This is a genomic window from Variovorax paradoxus (genome assembly GCF_030811855.1).
Lineage (GTDB): Bacteria > Pseudomonadota > Gammaproteobacteria > Burkholderiales > Burkholderiaceae_C > Variovorax > Variovorax paradoxus_L.
In genome coordinates this window covers 227243-243569 of the sequence record NZ_JAUSRN010000004.1, presented here as the reverse complement: position 1 = coordinate 243569, position 16327 = coordinate 227243, and the positions used below count along the sequence as shown (strand labels likewise).

The window sequence follows — 16327 nt, the reverse complement described above, 5'->3', positions numbered from 1 at the left end:
GCCGCTGCGGCGCTTTGACAGCAAGTGTTTCAGTGCGTCACCAGCGGTGACCCTGCGGGGCAAAGGGCCTGCCGTTTTCAGCTCCAGGCAGCGCGCATGCGGTTGCGCAGGTCGATCACGGCAGCCGGCGGCGGCACGGCCGGTGGACGCGCAGGCGGCTCGGGCCAGGTCAGCTGCTCGAAGCCCGCGAGATCCGACTCGGTGATGAAACGCGTGCGGTTGGCGTACAGATGCCGGTCGCCCCGCACGGCCTGCTGCGTCACGTAGAAGCGCTGCGGCACCAGCAGGTGCAGATGGTCGCGCGCACGGGTCATTGCCACATAGAGAAGGCGCCGCTCCTCTTCGAGTTCTTGTGCGCCTTGCGCCACGTCGGCTGGCAGGCAGCCGTCGACAACGTTGAGCACATGCACCGAATTCCATTCCTGCCCCTTGGCCGAGTGGATGGTGGAGAGGATGAGGTAGTCCTCGTCGAGCAAGGGCGGACCCGGCCGGTCGCTCGTCGCCTCGGGCGGATCGAGCGTGAGCTCGGTCAGGAAGCGCTCGCGCGAGGCGTAGCCCGACGCCAGCCGCGCCAGCTGCTCGACGTCGCCGCGCCGCACGCCGGAAGGGTCGTCGTAAAGCCGCTCGAGATGCGGCAGGTACCAGCGCACGGCCAGCTCCAGGTCGGCGGGCCATGCCAATGCAGGTGCGCGCAGTGCCGCATAGGCCTCGGCGAACACCGCCCATTCGGCTCGCGCGGCCGAGGGCGGCACGAACTCGCGCACCGCCGCCACCGGGTCGGCCGCCCGGTCCATGGCATCGAGCAGCCGCGTGCCTGTGGCGGGCCCGATGCCCGGGATGAGCTGCGTGACGCGAAAGCCCGCCATGCGCCCGCGCGGGTTTTCTGCGAAGCGCAGCACCGCGAGCAGGTCCTTCACATGCGAGGCCTCCAGGAATTTGAGGCCGCCGTATTTCACAAATGGGATGTTGCGGCGGGCCAATTCGAGTTCGAGCGGCGCACTGTGCGTGGAAGCGCGAAACAGCACCGCCTGCGACTTGAGCGCGAGGCCGCCCTCGCGGTGCGCCAGCACCTTGTCGGCCACCCAGACCGCCTGCTGCGCCTCGTCGGGCACCAGCACCAGCTGCGGCCTGCCCGCCGAGGGCTTGTCGGTCCAGAGGGTCTTGGCATGCCGCTCGGCCGCCTGCGCAATGACCCGGTTCGACACGTCGAGAATCGGCTGTGTGGAGCGGTAATTGCGCTCCAGCGTGACGACCCGCGCGGCCTGCGAAAACTGCAACGGGAAGTCGAGGATGTTACGCACCGTTGCGCCGCGAAACGAGTAAATCGACTGCGCGTCGTCGCCCATCACCGTCACGCCGCGGCCATCGGGCTTGAGCGCGAGAAGAATCGAGGCCTGGAGCAGGTTGGTGTCCTGGTACTCGTCGACCAGCACGTGGTCGAAACGCTCCCCCACCAGTCCGGCGAGCGCCGGCTCGGCCACCATGCCGGCCCAATAGAGCAGCAGGTCGTCGTAGTCGAGCACGTTCTGCTGCTGCTTGGCCTCCACGTAGGCGCCGAACAGGCGCTTGAGCTCGGCCTCCCACTCGGCGCACCACGGAAAAGCTTCTGCGAGCACATCGGCCAACGGCGCTCGCGTGTTGACGCAGCGCGAGTAGATCGACAAGCAGGTGCCCTTGCGCGGAAAACGGTTCACGCTCGACGACAGGCCGATCTCGTGCCGTACCAGCCCCATCAGGTCCTCGGCGTCGCCGCGGTCGTGGATCGTGAAGTGGTCGTCGAGGCCGATGTGCGCCGCGTACTCACGCAGCAGGCGCGCCCCGATGCCGTGGAAGGTGCCGGCCCACGGGAGCGCGGGCGGTTTTTCCGACTTGAGCCCGAGGACGCGCGCCAGCACCTGGCCCGCGCGGCGCTCCATTTCAAGCGCCGCGCGCCGCGAAAAGGTCAGGAGCAGCAAGCGCTGCGGGTCGACGCCGCCGGCAATCAGGTGCGCGACGCGGTGCGCCAGTGTGCTGGTCTTGCCGGAGCCTGCACCGGCAATCACCAGCAGCGGCCGCTCGTCACGCCCGACCACCGTGCCGACGCCGTGCTCGACGGCGGTACGCTGCTCGTCATTGAGCGTAGAGAGCGCCGCGGCCAGGCGCTCGGCCTGGGTGGCGCCGGGGGCGGAGAAAACAGGGAGCGCAGCGGTCTGCATGGCCGCAACTTTACTGTATGTCCATCCAGATCGGCAGGCTCCCGTCACATGGCCGATGACATAATCGCGCCTCGCTGCAACTGGAGACCGCACCTTGGAAACCGCCCCGTCTCGGCAGCTTTCAACTCCCCTCTGACGCTTGCTTGCGCCGGGCCCGGGAATTGAAAGCGCCCCTTCCCTCGCCCCATCGCCTCAGCCATTTCACGGGAGTGAGCCCATGCTCAACATCTTTACGCTCGCCAACGGCCGCCTCGTCCAGGAAGAGATCGAAGCGCTCGAGGAGCTTTCCAAGTTCCAGCCCATCTGGGTCGACCTCGAATCTCCCACCCTCGAAGAGAAGCGCTGGATCAAGCAGTACTACGGCCTCTCGATCCCCGAAGACGCGATGGACGAGGACATCGAGGAGTCGGCCCGCTTCTATGAAGAAGACAACGGCGAGCTGCACATCCGCTCCGACTTCTTGATTGACGACGACGAAGACCCGCGTTCGGTGCGTGTGGCCTTCATCCTGAACCAGCACAACACCGAGCTTCGCAGCCGCGGCGTGCTGTTCTCGATCCACGACGAAGACGTGCCCGTGTTCCGCCTGCTGCGCATGCGCGCGCGCCGAGCCCCGGGGCTCATCGAGGACGCGAAGGAAGTTCTGCTCAAGCTGTTCGACGCCGACGCCGAATACTCGGCCGACACGCTCGAGAACATCTACGACGAACTCGAGGTGGCCGGCAAGAAGGTGCTCGAAGGCAACGTGAGCGACGAGCTGGCCGGCGAAGTGCTGGCGGCCATCGCGCGCCAGGAAGACTTGAACGGCCGCATCCGCCGCAACGTGATGGACACGCGCCGCGCGGTGAGCTTCATGATGCGCAGCCGCATGCTCAACGCCGAGCAGTTCGAGGAGGCGCGGCAGATCCTGCGCGACATCGAATCGCTGGACAACCACACGGCCTTCCTGTTCGACAAGATCAACTTCCTGATGGATGCGACCGTCGGTTTCATCAACATCAACCAGAACAAGACCATCAAGATCTTCTCGGTGGCCAGCGTGGCGCTCTTGCCGCCCACGCTGATCGCGAGCATCTACGGCATGAACTTCAAGCTCATGCCCGAGCTCGACTGGTCGCTGGGCTATCCGTATGCGCTGGCATTGATGGCGGCCAGTGCGCTGGTGCCGATGTGGTACTTCCGCCGGCGCGGCTGGCTCAAGTAGCAGCGGGCGTTTCAGGCAAGGAAGGCAGCGTGGCCAGCCACGCATCGACGAGCGCGAGGCTGTAGCGGCTCGCCACCTCGGCGACGAAGCGCGCGAAGTCGCCATGCGCGGCGTCGTCGGCCCGGTCCGAAATCGTCCGTATCGCCGCAAACGGCACGCCATAGTCGTGGCAGACCTGCGCCATAGCCGCGCCTTCCATTTCGACTGCGAGCGCGTCGGGCAGATCGCGCCTGAGCGCCTCGCTCTCGGCGCTGGTCGACACGAAACGGTCGCCGCTCACCAGAAGGCCGCGGTGCACCTTCGGTGCTCGAATGCCGAACTCCTCGACGGCCTGCTGCCCGATCAGTGCGACCGGATCGCGCAGCACATGGGTGGCAACGCCCGAGAGCGCGTCGGCAATCGCGGCATCGGCCGCGAAGCGCGCAAGGCCCATGAGCGGGACCTCGTACTTCGGAAAGATCGGCGAGGCGTCGAGGTCATGTTGCAGCAGTTCCGACGCGACCACCACGTCGCCCACGTTCACACCCGGCGCGAGTCCGCCGGCGACGCCGGTGAACACGATGGCCCGCACGCCGAAGCGCTCGAGCAGCACCGTGGCCGTGACCGCAGCGGCGACCTTGCCGATGCGCGACAGCACCGCGACGACCGGCTGGCCGTGCAGATGGCCGACCCAGAAGTCGCGGCCCGCGGCACGCACGCGCTGCTCGTCGGGCATCTGCGCGAGGAGCGCGCTGAGCTCCTCATGCATTGCGGCCACGATGGCAACGGGCGCGCTCATCGGCTACTTGATGTCCGCGCCATAGAAAGTGTGGCGCCCGAAGGGGCTGAGCTTGAAATCGACGACTTCCTTGCGCACCGGCTTCAGCTGCACCGCGTGCGCGATGGTGAACCACGGCGCCTGTTCCTTGAAGATGACTTGCGCCTTCTTGTAGAGCGCATCGCGGTCGGCCTGCTTGGTGGTGCTCTTGGCCTTCAGTACGAGATCTTCATAAGGTTGATAGCAAAACTTGGAGATGTTGCTGCCGCTCGCCGACTTGGCCGAGGCGCAGCCCAGCAGCGTGTAGAGGAAGTTGTCCGGGTCGCCGTTGTCGCCGGTCCAGCCCAGCATGCCCATCTGGTGCTCGCCGGCCTGCAGGCGCTTGCGGTACTCGCCCCACTCGAAGCTCTTGATCTCGGCCTTGACGTTGATCTTGGCGAGGTCGGCCTGCATCAGCTCTGCGATGCGCTTGGCGTTCGGGTTGTAAGGCCGCTGCACCGGCATGGCCCACAGGTCGGTCGAGAAACCATCGGGAAAGCCGGCCTGCGCCAGCAGCTTCTTGGCGGCTTCGGGGTCGTAGGGATCGTCCTTCACGGCATCGTTGTAGGACCACATGGTCGGCGGGATCGGGTTCTTCGCGGCCACGCCCGTCGAAAGGTACACGCCGTCGATGATCGCCTTCTTGTTGATCGCCATGTTGATGGCCTTGCGCACGCGCACGTCGTCGAAGGGCTTCTTGGTGGTGTTGTACGAGAGGTAGCCCACATTGAGGCCGGGCTGCTCGAGCACCTGCACGTTCGGGTCCTTGCGGATCGCGTCGAGGTCGGCCGGGTTCGGATAGGGCATGACGTGGCATTCGCCCTTCTGCAGCTTGGCCCAGCGCACCGAGGCGTCGGGCGTGATCGCGAACACGAGGTCGTCGATCTTCGCCTTGCCGCCCCAGTACTGCGGAAAGGCCTTGAAGCGGATGACCGCATCCTTCTGATACTGCACGAGGTAGAACGGGCCGGTGCCGATCGGGTCCTGGTCGACCTTCTCCGGCGTGCCGGCCTTCAACATGGCGATGGCGTATTCCTTCGACTGGATGCCGGCGTATTGCATCGCAAGGTTGGCAAGGAACGGCGCCTCGGCCTGGTTGAGCACGATCTTCACCGTGAACTCGTCGATGCGGTCGACCGACTTCAAGAGCTTGGGCATGCCCATGTCATTGAAGTAGGAGTGGTTCTGGCTCGTGACCTTGAAGAAGGGGTCGCTCTCCTTCCACTGCCGCTCGAGCATGAAGATGAAGTCGTCGGCGTTGAAGTCGCGCGTGGGCTTGAAGGTCTTGCTGGTGCTGTGCCACTTGACGCCCTTGCGCAGGTGGAAGGTGTACTGCGTGCCGTCGGCCGAGATGTCCCATTTTTCCGCCAGGCCGGGCACGACCTTGGTACCGCCGCGCTCGAACTCGACGATCGTGTTGTAGACCTGCGTGGTCACGTCGAAGGAGGTGCCGGTGGTGTTCACGCCGGGATAGAAGTTCTCGGGGCTGCCCTCCGAGCAGTAGACCAGCGTCTTGGCGGACACGGCGCCGGATGCCAGTGCGAGCACGGCAAGCGCCGCCGGCGCTACGAATGCAACGAGCTTTCGCGAGGGGCGCGAAACGGATGGCTGGATCTTCATGGCAACTCCTTGGGACACGGGTTGAAGAACTAGGGGTTCGTCGCCAGGGGCGCGACGAACGGCGGAGACAACGGCATGTCGGCGCTCACCGGCGCCGCGCCTTCGAGAAACTTCTCGGCGTAGTGGCAGGCCACCAGCCGCTCGTCGAGCGCGCGAAGCAAGGGCCGCTCTTCGCGGCAGCGCTCTGTCACATGCGGGCAGCGCGTGCTGAAGACGCAGCCGGTCGGCGGATTCAGCGGCGATGGCAGCTCGCCCTTGAGCACGATGCGCTGGCTGCTGAGTCCGGGTGTGGACGCCAGCAGCGCCTGCGTGTAGGGATGCAGCGGCCTCGCGAAGATGCGCGCCTTCGGGCCCTGCTCCACCGCATGGCCGAGATACATCACCAGCACGTCGTGCGCGATGTGCCGCACCACGCCCAGGTCGTGCGATATGAAGAGGTACGCCAGGCCGAGTTCGGCCTGCAGGTCGGCCAGCAGGTTCAGCACCTGCGCCTGGATCGACACGTCGAGCGCCGACACCGGCTCGTCGGCCACCAAGAGGCGCGGCTCCAGCATGAGCGCGCGCGCAATGGCAATGCGCTGGCGCTGGCCGCCGGAGAACATGTGCGGATAGCGGTTTGCGTACTCCGGCCGCAAGCCCACGCGCGCGAGCATCTCGCGCGCCTTGGCAGCGCGCGCTGTCTTGCCGAGCGTGGTGTTGATGGCCAGCGGATCTTCGAGCACGGTGGAGATCTTCTTGCGCGGATTGAGCGAGCCATAGGGGTTCTGGAACACCAGCTGCACGGCCTGTCGCAACTCGCGCCGGTGCTCCGAAGGCGTGTCCACTGCATCGTGGCCAACCAGCGTGAGCTGCCCGGCCGTCGGCTTCTCGATCAGCGCGACCATGCGCGCGAGCGTGGACTTGCCGCAACCCGATTCGCCGACCACCGCCAGCGTGCGGCCGCGTTCGATGCGAAATGAAATATCGCCGACCGCACGCAGCTGCGCGGGCGCGCGGAACATGCCGCGCCGTACGGCGTAGGTGCGCTGCAGGTTGCGCGCATCGACCACGACATCGCCGGGCAATGCGCTCATTGGGGCATCTCCGCAACTCGCGGCCGGTCGGCCTCGATGGCGGCCAGCCGCCCGGGTTCGCCGAGCGGAAAATGGCAGCGCACTTCGGTGCCCGGTTGCGACGCGACCGCGCGCAGCGCCGGCCGCACGTTGCAGGCCTTCGTCGTCACGTAGCTGCAGCGCGGCGCGAACAGGCAACCTGCGGGCCGGTCATGCACGCCGGGCACCACGCCCGCAATGGTGGCAAGCCGCCCCTCGGGCGCCGCGCGCTCGGGCAACGCGGCCAGCAGGGCCTCCGTATAGGGATGCTGCGGATTCGCGAAGAGCCGGTCGACGCGCTGCTGCTCCATCACTTGGCCCGCATACATGACGGCAATGCGCTGCGCCATCTCGCTCACCACGCCCATGTTGTGCGTGATGAGCACCAGCGCCATGCCGCGCTCTTTCTGCAGTTCGCGCAGCAGGTCCAGGATCTGCGCCTGGATCGTGACGTCGAGCGCTGTGGTCGGCTCGTCGGCAATCAGGAGGCGCGGGTTGCAGGCAATGGCCATCGCGATCATCACGCGCTGGTTCATGCCGCCGGAAAGCTGGTGTGGATAGCTGCCGAGGCGCGACGACGCGGCGGGTATGCCGACCTGTTCGAGCAGTTCGGTTGCGCGCTTCTTTGCCGTGCGTTTGTCGAGATGCAGGTGCAGCCGCAGCGTTTCCATCAGCTGGAAGCCGATGGTGAAGCAGGGGTTGAGGCTGGTGGTCGGCTCCTGGAAGATCATCGCGACCTCCTTGCCGACCAGCGTACGGCGGGCCTTGTCCGAAATGCCGAGCAGCTCCTTGCCCGCAAAGCGCATGTGGTCCGCGCGCACACGGCCCGGAAAGCCGATGAGCCCCATCAGCGCCATCATCGTCACGCTCTTGCCGGAGCCCGATTCGCCCACGATGCCGAGTACCTCGCCCTCCTCGAGCGTGAGGCTCACGCCGTCCACGGCATGCAGCACGCCGCCTTGCGTGGGGAACTCCACATGCAGGTCCTTGATGTCCAGCAGCATGCTCATCTCTTGAGCTTCGGGTCCAGCGCGTCGCGCAGGCCGTCGCCGAGCAGGTTGAAGGCCAGCACGGCCGCAAGGATGGCGAGACCAGGGAAGGTGACGACCCACCAAGCGCGCAACACGAACTCGCGCGCATCGGCCAGCATCGTTCCCCATTCGGGCGACGGCGGCTGCGCGCCAAGGCCGAGAAAGCCGAGCGCGGCCGCGTCGAGAATGGCCGTGGAGATGCCGAGCGAGGCCTGCACGATGAGCGGCGCCGCGCAGTTGGGCAGCACCTCGCTGAACATCAGGCGCAGCGTGCCGGCGCCGCTCACGCGCGCCGCCGTGACATAGTCGCGCGACACTTCGGCGATGACGGCCGCTCGGGTGATGCGCACATAGTGCGGCAGCACCACGATCGCCACGGCGAGCATCGCGTTGACCAGCCCCGGGCCGAGGATGGCCACGATCACGATGGCGAGCAGCAGGCTCGGCAGTGTGAGCACGATGTCCATCAGCCGCATGATCGCGATCTCGAGCACGCCGCGGAAGAATCCCGCAATCAGGCCGAGCACGATGCCCGTCACCACTGACAGCGCCACCACGGCCACGCCGATCGAGAGCGAGAGCCGCGCGCCGAACATGAGCCGCGAAAGAATGTCGCGCCCGATGGCGTCGGTGCCCAGCAGGTAGCTGGCCGATCCGCCCTCCTGCCAGGCGGGCGGCCGCAGAAAGGCCGCACTGTTGGTTTCGTTTGGCGCATGCGGCGCGATCCAGGGCGCGAACAGCGCCACGAGCAGCAGCGCCGCGATCGTGGCAAGGCCGATGACCGCCCCGCGGTTGGCGGAGAACGCGGTCCAGAACTCGCGCCACGGGCCGGGCGGCGCCTTGCTCGCAATGGGCGGTGCAATGATGTCGGTCGAGGCCATGTCTAGCGCCTGATCCGCGGATTGATGATGCCGTAGGTCACATCGACCAGCAGGTTCACCAGCATCACGATGCCCCCCAGCAGCAGCATGCCGCCCTGCAGCACCGGGTAGTCGCGCCTCCCGATGGCTTCGATGAGCCACTTGCCCACCCCGGGCCACGAGAAGATGGTTTCGGTGAGGATGGCGCCCGTGAAAAGCACGCCCACCTGCAGCCCGATGACCGTGACCACGGGGATCAGTGCGTTGCGCAGCGCATGCAGCGCCACCACGCGAAAACGCGAGAGGCCCTTGGCGCGCGCGGTGCGAATGTAGTCTTCGCCCAGCACTTCGAGCATGGCCGAGCGCGTCATGCGCGCGATGACCGCGAGAGGCACTGTGCCGAGCACAATGGCTGGAAGAATCAGGTGGTGCAGGGCCGACCAGAACGCATCGACATCGCCGGCGCGCAATGCATCGATCAGCAGAAAGCCGGTCTCGGGCTCGACGAAATACTGCACCGCGATGCGTCCCGACACTGGCGTCCAGCCCAGCTGCACCGAGAATAACAGGATCAGCAGCAGCCCCCACCAGAAGATCGGCATCGAATAGCCGGTGAGCGAGGTGGCCATCACGCCATGGTCGAAGATGGAATTGCGCCGCACCGCCGCGAGAATGCCCGCCGGGAGGCCCAGCAGCAGTGCAAAGAGAATTGCACACACGCCAAGCTCGACCGTGGCGGGAAACAGCGCGAGGAATTCGTTGGCCACCGACTCCTGCGTGATGATCGACTTGCCCAGGTCGCCATGCAGCACGCGGCCGATGTAGATGCCGTACTGCACGATCACCGGCTTGTCGAAGCCGTAGGCCGTGCGCAGCTGCGCATGGCGCGCGGGGTCGATCCCACGCTCGCCGGCCATGGTCTCGATCGGGTCACCCGGCACCAGCCGGATGAGAAAGAAGGCAAGCAGCGTCATGCCGATGAAGGTCGGCACCAGCAAGCTCACCCGGGTGAGTAGGAAGCGAAGCATCGATCCGCAATATGCAAGATCGGTGCCGCGGCCCTACCCGGGCCGAACCCTTACTTCTTGGCGTCCCGCAGTTCGCGACGGAGGATCTTGCCCACCGGGGTCTTCGGCAGATCGGTACGGAACTCGATGGTTCGCGGCTGCTTGTAACCCGTAAGGTTTGCTCTGCAGTATTCGCGCACCTGAGCCTCGGTCAGCGACGGGTCCTTCTTGACGATCACGAGCTTGACGGCCTCGCCCGTCTTCTCGTCGCTCACGCCCACGGCCGCGCATTCGAGCACGCCCGGAACCTGCGCCACCACGTCTTCGACCTCGTTCGGGTACACGTTGAAGCCCGACACCAGGATCATGTCCTTCTTGCGGTCGACCACCTTGAAATAGCCGCGCTCGTCGACCACGCCAATGTCGCCGGTCTTGAAGTAGCCGTCAGGGGTCATGACCTTGGCGGTCTCGTCGGGCCGCTGCCAGTAGCCTGCCATTACCTGAGGGCCCTTGATCGCGATCTCGCCAGCCTGGCCCGGCGGCACTTCGCGGCCGTCGTCGTCGAGCAGCTTGAGCCAGGTGCTCGGCAGCGGCAGACCGATGGTGCCGGTGTAGGCCTTGCTGTCGGTCGGATTGCAGGTGGCCGAGGGCGAAGTTTCGGAAAGGCCGTAGCCCTCGCAGATCGGGCAGCCGGTTTTCTCGAGCCAGAGCTTGGCAACCGCGGCCTGCACGGCCATGCCGCCGCCGACCGACACCTTGAGGTTCTGCCAGTTGACGGTATTGAAATCAGGATGGTTCGCCAACCCGTTGAACAGCGTGTTGACCGCGGGAAAGCTGTGGATCGTGTGCTTTGAGAGTTCCTTGAGCACGCCCGCCAGGTCGCGCGGATTCGGGATCAGGATCAGCTTGCCGCCCGTGCGCATGTTCAGCATCATGCCGACCGTGAACGCGAAGATGTGATACAGCGGCAGCGCGCAGACGCTCGTTGGCTGTTCGCCCTCCGGCACCTTCGCCATGACGGGCTCGTTCCACGCCTCGGACTGCAGCACGTTCGCGATCACGTTGCGATGCAGCAGCACCGCACCCTTCGACACGCCAGTGGTGCCGCCGGTGTACTGCAGCACGGCCACGTCGTCGGGACCGATGACCGGCAGCTGGAACGTACGGCTCTTGCCCTGATCGAGCGCATCGTTGAAGCGCACCGCGCCCGGCAGGCTGTAGTGGGGCACCAGCTTCTTGACGTTGCGCACCACGTAGTTGACGAGCGCGCCTTTCAAGAGGCCGAGCCGGTCGCCCATTGCAGCGAGCACGATGTGCCTGATTGGCGTGGACCCGATGCACTGCTGCAGCGTGGTGCCGAAGTTCTCCATGATGACGATGGCCTTCGCACCCGAGTCCTTGAGCTGGTGCTCGAGCTCGCGCGGCGTGTACAGCGGGTTCACGTTCACCAGGATCAGGCCAGCCCGGAGGATGGCTGCAACCGCGATCGGGTACTGCGGACAGTTGGGCATCATCACCGCCACGCGATCGCCCTTGGATAGGCCCAGCCCTTGCAGGTACGCCGCGAAGGCCTTGCTGAGCTTGTCGGTTTCCCTGTAGCTCACATCCTTGCCCATGAAGCTGTAGGCCGTGCGGTCGGCGTACTTGGTGAAGCTCTCTTCCATGAGCGCCACCAGCGACGGATATTGGGAAGGATCGATATCGGCAGGCACGCCTTTCGGGTAGCTGCCGAGCCAGGGACGATCGGTCATGGATGTGTCTCCTCCAAATCGAGTTATCTGAAAACGAAAACGGCGCACGTGATGGCGCCGCGATGATCCGGCCCGCGGTGCGCGGGCACTGACCTTCTGCCTATTCGATGGCCTTGCCCATATCTTCCACTACTTTCTTCGCATCCCCAAAGACCATCATCGTCTTGTCCATGTAGAACAGCTCGTTGTCCAGGCCCGCATAGCCCGCCGCCATGGAGCGCTTGTTCACGATCACCGTCTTGGCCTTGTAGGCCTCCAGGATCGGCATGCCGTAGATCGGGCTGCCCTTGGTGAGCGCGGCGGGGTTCACCACGTCGTTGGCGCCCAGGATGATCGCCACGTCGGCCTGGCCGAACTCGCCGTTGATGTCTTCCATCTCGAACACCTGGTCGTAGGGCACCTCGGCCTCGGCCAGGAGCACGTTCATGTGGCCCGGCATGCGCCCGGCCACCGGGTGGATCGCGTACTTCACGGTGATGCCCTTGTGCGTGAGCTTTTCGGCGAGTTCCTTCACCGCATGCTGCGCGCGCGCCACCGCCAGGCCGTAGCCCGGCACGATGACCACCGTCTCGGCATTGCCCAGCACGAAGGCCGCGTCGTCGGCGCTGCCGCTCTTGACCGGGCGCTGCTCCTTGGCGCCGCCGGCGGCAGTGACCGCCTCGCCGCCGAAGCCGCCCAGGATCACGTTGAAGAACGAGCGGTTCATGGCCTTGCACATGATGTAGCTCAGGATCGCGCCCGAAGAACCCACCAGCGAACCGGCCACGATCAGCATCGCGTTGTTCAGGCTGAAGCCGATGCCCGCGGCCGCCCAGCCCGAGTAGCTGTTGAGCATCGACACCACCACCGGCATGTCGGCGCCGCCGATCGGGATGATGATGAGCACGCCCATCACGAAGGCCAGTGCCAGCATCGCGAAGAAGGCCGGCCAGCTTTCGGTGAACATGAACACCAGCCCGAGGCCGATCATGGCCAAGCCGAGCACCAGGTTCAGCATGTGCTGGCCCGCGAACTGCACCGGCGCGCCCTGGAACAGGCGGAACTTGTAGGTGCCCGAGAGCTTGCCGAAGGCGATCACGGAGCCGCTGAAGGTGATGGCGCCGATGGCCGCACCCAGGAACAGCTCCAGCCGGTTGCCGGCGGGAATGGGCGCGCCCTTGGCGATGCCTTCGAGCATGGCCGCGGGTTCGACCACGGCCGCCACCGCGATGAACACCGCCGCCAGGCCGATCATGCTGTGAAAGAAGGCCACCAGCTCGGGCATCTTGGTCATCTCGACCGTCTTGGCGCGGTAGGCGCCGTAGCCGCCGCCCGCCACCAGGCCCAGCAGCACCCAGGCCAGCCCCGTGAGGTGGCCGCCGGAGATGTTGTAGATCAGCGCGCCGGTGGTCACCATCGCGATGGCCATGCCGGCCATGCCGAAGAGGTTGCCGCGGATGGAGGTGGTCGGATGGGACAGACCCTTCAGGGCCTGGATGAAGCAGACGCTGGCAACCAGGTAGAGCAGCGTGACGACGTTCATGCTCATTGGGCGGCTCCCGCTTCAGCCTTGGGTGCGGCCTTTTTCTCTTTTTTCTTGAACATCTCGAGCATGCGCCGCGTGACCAGGAAGCCGCCGAAGATGTTCACCGCCGCCAGGGCGACCGCGAGCACGCCCATGGTCTTGCCCAGGGTGGTTTCGGTGAGCGCGGCCGCCAGCATGGCGCCCACGATCACGATGGCCGAGATGGCGTTGGTCACGGCCATCAGCGGCGTGTGCAGCGCCGGCGTGACGGTCCACACCACGTGGTAGCCCACGTAGATGGCCAGCACGAAGATGATGAGGTTGATGACGGTGTGGGAAACGGGATCCATGATTTCTTCTCCTCGCGTGAGTGCCAGGGGGTGGCGGCTTATTTCTTCGTGACCTGGCCGTCGTGCGCGACGCGGCAGGCAGCGACGATGTCGTCCTCGAGGTCGATCTTCAGGCCGCCCTCCTTGGTGACGATGAGCTTGAGGAAGTCGAGCACGTTGCGCGCATAGAGCGCCGACGCGTCGGCCGCCACCAGCGCCGCGAGGTTGGTCTCGCCCACGATGGTCACGCCATGCTTCACCACGGTCTTGTCGGCTTCCGACAAGGGGCAGTTGCCGCCCTTCATCTCTCCGTTCACGTCGGGCCCCTTGCCGGCCGCGATGTCGACGATCACCGAGCCAGGCTTCATGGCCTTGACCATGTCCTCGGTGATGAGCGTGGGTGCGGCACGTCCCGGGATGAGCGCGGTGCTGATGACGATGTCGGCCAGCGCCACACGCTTGGCCACCTCGACCTGCTGGCGCGCGAGCCAGCTGGCGGGCATGGGCTTGGCGTAGCCGCCGACGCCGACCGCGGCTTCTTTTTCTTCGTCGGTGTCGTAGGACACCTCGATGAACTTGCCGCCGAGCGATTCGATCTGCTCCTTGACGCTCGGGCGCACGTCGGACGCTTCGATGACGGCGCCCAGGCGCTTGGCGGTGGCAATGGCCTGCAGGCCCGCCACGCCGACGCCCAGGATGACCACGCGCGCCGCCTTCACGGTGCCGGCGGCGGTCATCAGCATCGGGAAGAAGCGCTGGTACTTGTCGGCCGCGATCATCACGGCCTTGTAGCCGGCGATGTTGGCCTGCGATGAGAGCACGTCCATGCTTTGGGCGCGGGTGGTGCGCGGCGCGGCTTCGAGCGCAAACGCCGTGAGACCGGCACCGGCCAGACGCTGCAGGCCGGAGGCATCGAAGGGGTTGAGCATGCCGATGACCACGGTGCCCGGCTTCATGAGTGCGGTTTCCCCCTCGCTGGGCGTGCGCACCTTGAGCACCATGTCGGCTCCGAAGGCGCCTGCCCCGTCGACGATCTCGGCACCGGCGGCCTGGTAGGCGGCATCGGTGACGCTGGCCGCAATCCCCGCCCCCGACTGCACGCGAACCGCGTGCCCCGTGGCGACAAGTTTTTTCACCGTCTCGGGCGTAACGGCCACACGGGTTTCGCCGGCCGTCGTCTCGGCAGGCACGCCTATCAGCATAGAGATCTCCTCAGGGCAAGGGCAATACGGAACGCGGGCAGAGCTTACAGCAAGATTACAGGCGCCACTGTCGCCTAAATCTGCATGTCGATTCGCCTCCTGATGACCGTCGTCATTGCATTTGCAGCTACATAAATGCTAGCGAGCGGCCAAATCTGGACCGCGCCTGCCGCGCGAGGCGGCGCTTTATGCGCTTGATCGCTCTGGTCTCGGCGCGCCCAAAGAATGTCAATTATTTTTCATTTGTCGCCAAGTGCGCTCAATTTCTCCGAATATCGTCGATATCGTGCATTTATTGCGTGCGCCACGGCCTTGGCATGCGGGTAGATCGATAGACTTCCTTTTATTCGGCGGCGCGCAGAAGCTGTCAACATGAAGGGGCACGGAATTGCGTATTGCGGTACTTGATCACGAGGCCGACCAGGCTCTCAGCCACGCCATGGCGGGGTTTGGACACGAATGCCACCCGTACACCGAAGGGCGAATCCTTTTGCAGGACTTGCGCCGGCAGACCTTCGATCTCCTCATCCTGGATTGGCGTTTGCCCGACATCCCGGGCATCGACGTGGTGAGGTCGGTACGCAACGAACTCAGGAGCCGCTTACCGATTCTTTTCGTCACCGATCCGCGCGGAGATGCCGATGCGGTCGATGGGCTCAACGCCGGCGCCGACGACTTCATGACCAATCCCGTTCGAGCCAACGAGCTCCAGGCCCGCGTCAATGCGCTGTTGCGCCGGTCCTATCCGTCCCAGCACGATGCGGAACTTGTGTTCGGCAATTACCACTTCTACCCGCAGGCGCGCACCCTCAAGGTCAGGGGCGTCAGGGTCGAACTGAAGAACCGCGAGTACGAACTGGCCTTGTTCCTGTTCCAGAACCTCGGCCGCATGCTCTCGCGCGAGCACTTGCACGAGGCCGTGTGGGGCGTCGGCGTCGAAGCCCTCTCGCGGTCGCTGGACACTCACGTTTCCCGCCTCCGAACCAAGCTGGGCCTGCGCCCCGAAAGCGGATTTCTGCTGCTGGCCATCTACGGGCTGGGCTACCGGCTGGAAGCCGTCGAGGCAAATATGCTGACGGAAAGCCTTTCGCGTTAAACGCGAGACAGCAAAAGGACGGCGCAGTCGCGCGTCGCCCGGCGCGGCCTGAGAGGCCGGGACCGACAGCTGGGGAATCTATCGAGCGATACTGTCTCCAATCGCTCTCTTTCCACTTGGCCGCGCGACATATGACGAAATTCCGCTGGAAACCCAACGTCACCGTGGCCGCGGTGATCGAGCAGGACGGCAAGTTCCTGCTGGTCGAAGAGCTCACGGCCCAGGGCCTCAGGCTCAACACGCCGGCGGGACACCTCGACCCCGGTGAATCGCCCATCGAAGGGTGTGCCCGCGAAACGCTCGAGGAAACCGCCCACGCCTTCACGCCCACCGCGCTGATCGGCATCTACATGGCCCGCTCGAGCCATCGGACGGGCAGGAACGAAGACGATGTGATCTACATGCGCTTTGCCTTTGCCGGCATTCTTGGTCCCCAGGAAACCGGGCGCGTCCTCGACGAAGGCATCGTGCGCACCGTCTGGATGAGCGCCGACGAAATCCGCGCCAGCGTGCCGCGGCATCGCAGTCCGCTGCTGCTGCAGTCCGTCGAAGACCATCTGGCCGGCCGGCGCTACCCGCTCGATCTGATCCACGTCCACGACTCGGTGCGCTGACGGCTGCCGCGGACCGGTTTCAGGTGG

14 protein-coding genes are annotated in these 16327 nt (G+C 65.6%); 3 read left to right on the top strand and 11 right to left on the bottom strand.

All coding sequences use genetic code 11. The features are described 5' to 3' along the window. Positions 1 to 77: 77 nt before the first annotated feature. Positions 78 to 2195, bottom strand: a complete 2118-nt coding sequence (locus J2X92_RS10915) for an ATP-dependent helicase (protein ID WP_307575613.1) — start codon at positions 2193 to 2195, stop codon at positions 78 to 80. 217 nt (positions 2196 to 2412) lie between these two features. On the opposite strand from J2X92_RS10915, the gene corA reads away from it, so the two are divergent. Then, positions 2413 to 3399, top strand: coding sequence for a magnesium/cobalt transporter CorA (gene corA / locus J2X92_RS10910; RefSeq protein WP_021005171.1), 987 nt, complete (start codon positions 2413 to 2415; stop codon positions 3397 to 3399). Here corA and J2X92_RS10905 read toward each other — a convergent pair. The 10 genes from J2X92_RS10905 to J2X92_RS10860 form a co-directional block, all read right to left on the bottom strand. After that, the gene (locus J2X92_RS10905) at positions 3392 to 4177 is read right to left on the bottom strand and encodes a 5'-methylthioadenosine/adenosylhomocysteine nucleosidase (protein ID WP_307575611.1); all 786 of its coding nucleotides are present in this window, start codon (positions 4175 to 4177) and stop codon (positions 3392 to 3394) included. The genes corA and J2X92_RS10905 overlap by 8 nt on opposite strands. A gap of 3 nt (positions 4178 to 4180) precedes the next feature. After that, a complete protein-coding gene (locus tag J2X92_RS10900; RefSeq protein ID WP_307575609.1) occupies positions 4181 to 5815 on the bottom strand; it encodes an ABC transporter substrate-binding protein in 1635 nt (544 codons plus the stop codon). A gap of 29 nt (positions 5816 to 5844) precedes the next feature. After that, the gene (locus tag J2X92_RS10895) at positions 5845 to 6888 is read right to left on the bottom strand and encodes a peptide ABC transporter ATP-binding protein (RefSeq protein WP_307575607.1); all 1044 of its coding nucleotides are present in this window, start codon (positions 6886 to 6888) and stop codon (positions 5845 to 5847) included. Further along, entirely contained in the window at positions 6885 to 7916 is a 1032-nt protein-coding gene (locus J2X92_RS10890; RefSeq protein WP_307575606.1) for an ABC transporter ATP-binding protein, read from the bottom strand. Before J2X92_RS10890 ends, J2X92_RS10895 begins: the two co-directional genes overlap by 4 nt. After that, positions 7913 to 8818 carry an ABC transporter permease subunit gene (locus J2X92_RS10885; protein WP_307575605.1) on the bottom strand — a complete coding sequence of 302 codons (906 nt, stop codon included), beginning with the start codon at positions 8816 to 8818 and terminating at the stop codon, positions 7913 to 7915. Before J2X92_RS10885 ends, J2X92_RS10890 begins: the two co-directional genes overlap by 4 nt. A gap of 2 nt (positions 8819 to 8820) precedes the next feature. Further along, positions 8821 to 9825, bottom strand: coding sequence for an ABC transporter permease subunit (locus tag J2X92_RS10880; protein WP_307575604.1), 1005 nt, complete (start codon positions 9823 to 9825; stop codon positions 8821 to 8823). 50 nt (positions 9826 to 9875) lie between these two features. Continuing rightward, positions 9876 to 11555 (bottom strand): long-chain-fatty-acid--CoA ligase, encoded by a 1680-nt coding sequence (locus tag J2X92_RS10875; protein WP_307575603.1) that lies wholly within the window; start codon positions 11553 to 11555, stop codon positions 9876 to 9878. A 100-nt stretch (positions 11556 to 11655) separates the two neighbouring features. After that, positions 11656 to 13083 (bottom strand): NAD(P)(+) transhydrogenase (Re/Si-specific) subunit beta, encoded by a 1428-nt coding sequence (locus J2X92_RS10870; protein WP_307575602.1) that lies wholly within the window; start codon positions 13081 to 13083, stop codon positions 11656 to 11658. Further along, positions 13080 to 13409 (bottom strand): NAD(P) transhydrogenase subunit alpha, encoded by a 330-nt coding sequence (locus J2X92_RS10865; RefSeq protein ID WP_093024363.1) that lies wholly within the window; start codon positions 13407 to 13409, stop codon positions 13080 to 13082. Before J2X92_RS10865 ends, J2X92_RS10870 begins: the two co-directional genes overlap by 4 nt. 38 nt (positions 13410 to 13447) lie before the next feature. After that, positions 13448 to 14590: a Re/Si-specific NAD(P)(+) transhydrogenase subunit alpha gene (locus J2X92_RS10860; RefSeq protein ID WP_307575599.1), complete on the bottom strand. Its 1143-nt coding sequence runs from the start codon at positions 14588 to 14590 to the stop codon at positions 13448 to 13450. A gap of 388 nt (positions 14591 to 14978) precedes the next feature. Here J2X92_RS10860 and J2X92_RS10855 point away from each other — a divergent pair, with 388 nt between their 5' ends. Next, entirely contained in the window at positions 14979 to 15686 is a 708-nt protein-coding gene (locus J2X92_RS10855) for a response regulator transcription factor (protein ID WP_307575598.1), read from the top strand. Positions 15687 to 15817: 131 nt separating this feature from the next. After that, the gene (locus tag J2X92_RS10850; RefSeq protein WP_307575595.1) at positions 15818 to 16300 is read left to right on the top strand and encodes an NUDIX hydrolase; all 483 of its coding nucleotides are present in this window, start codon (positions 15818 to 15820) and stop codon (positions 16298 to 16300) included. The last annotated feature ends 27 nt before the right edge of the window (positions 16301 to 16327 follow it).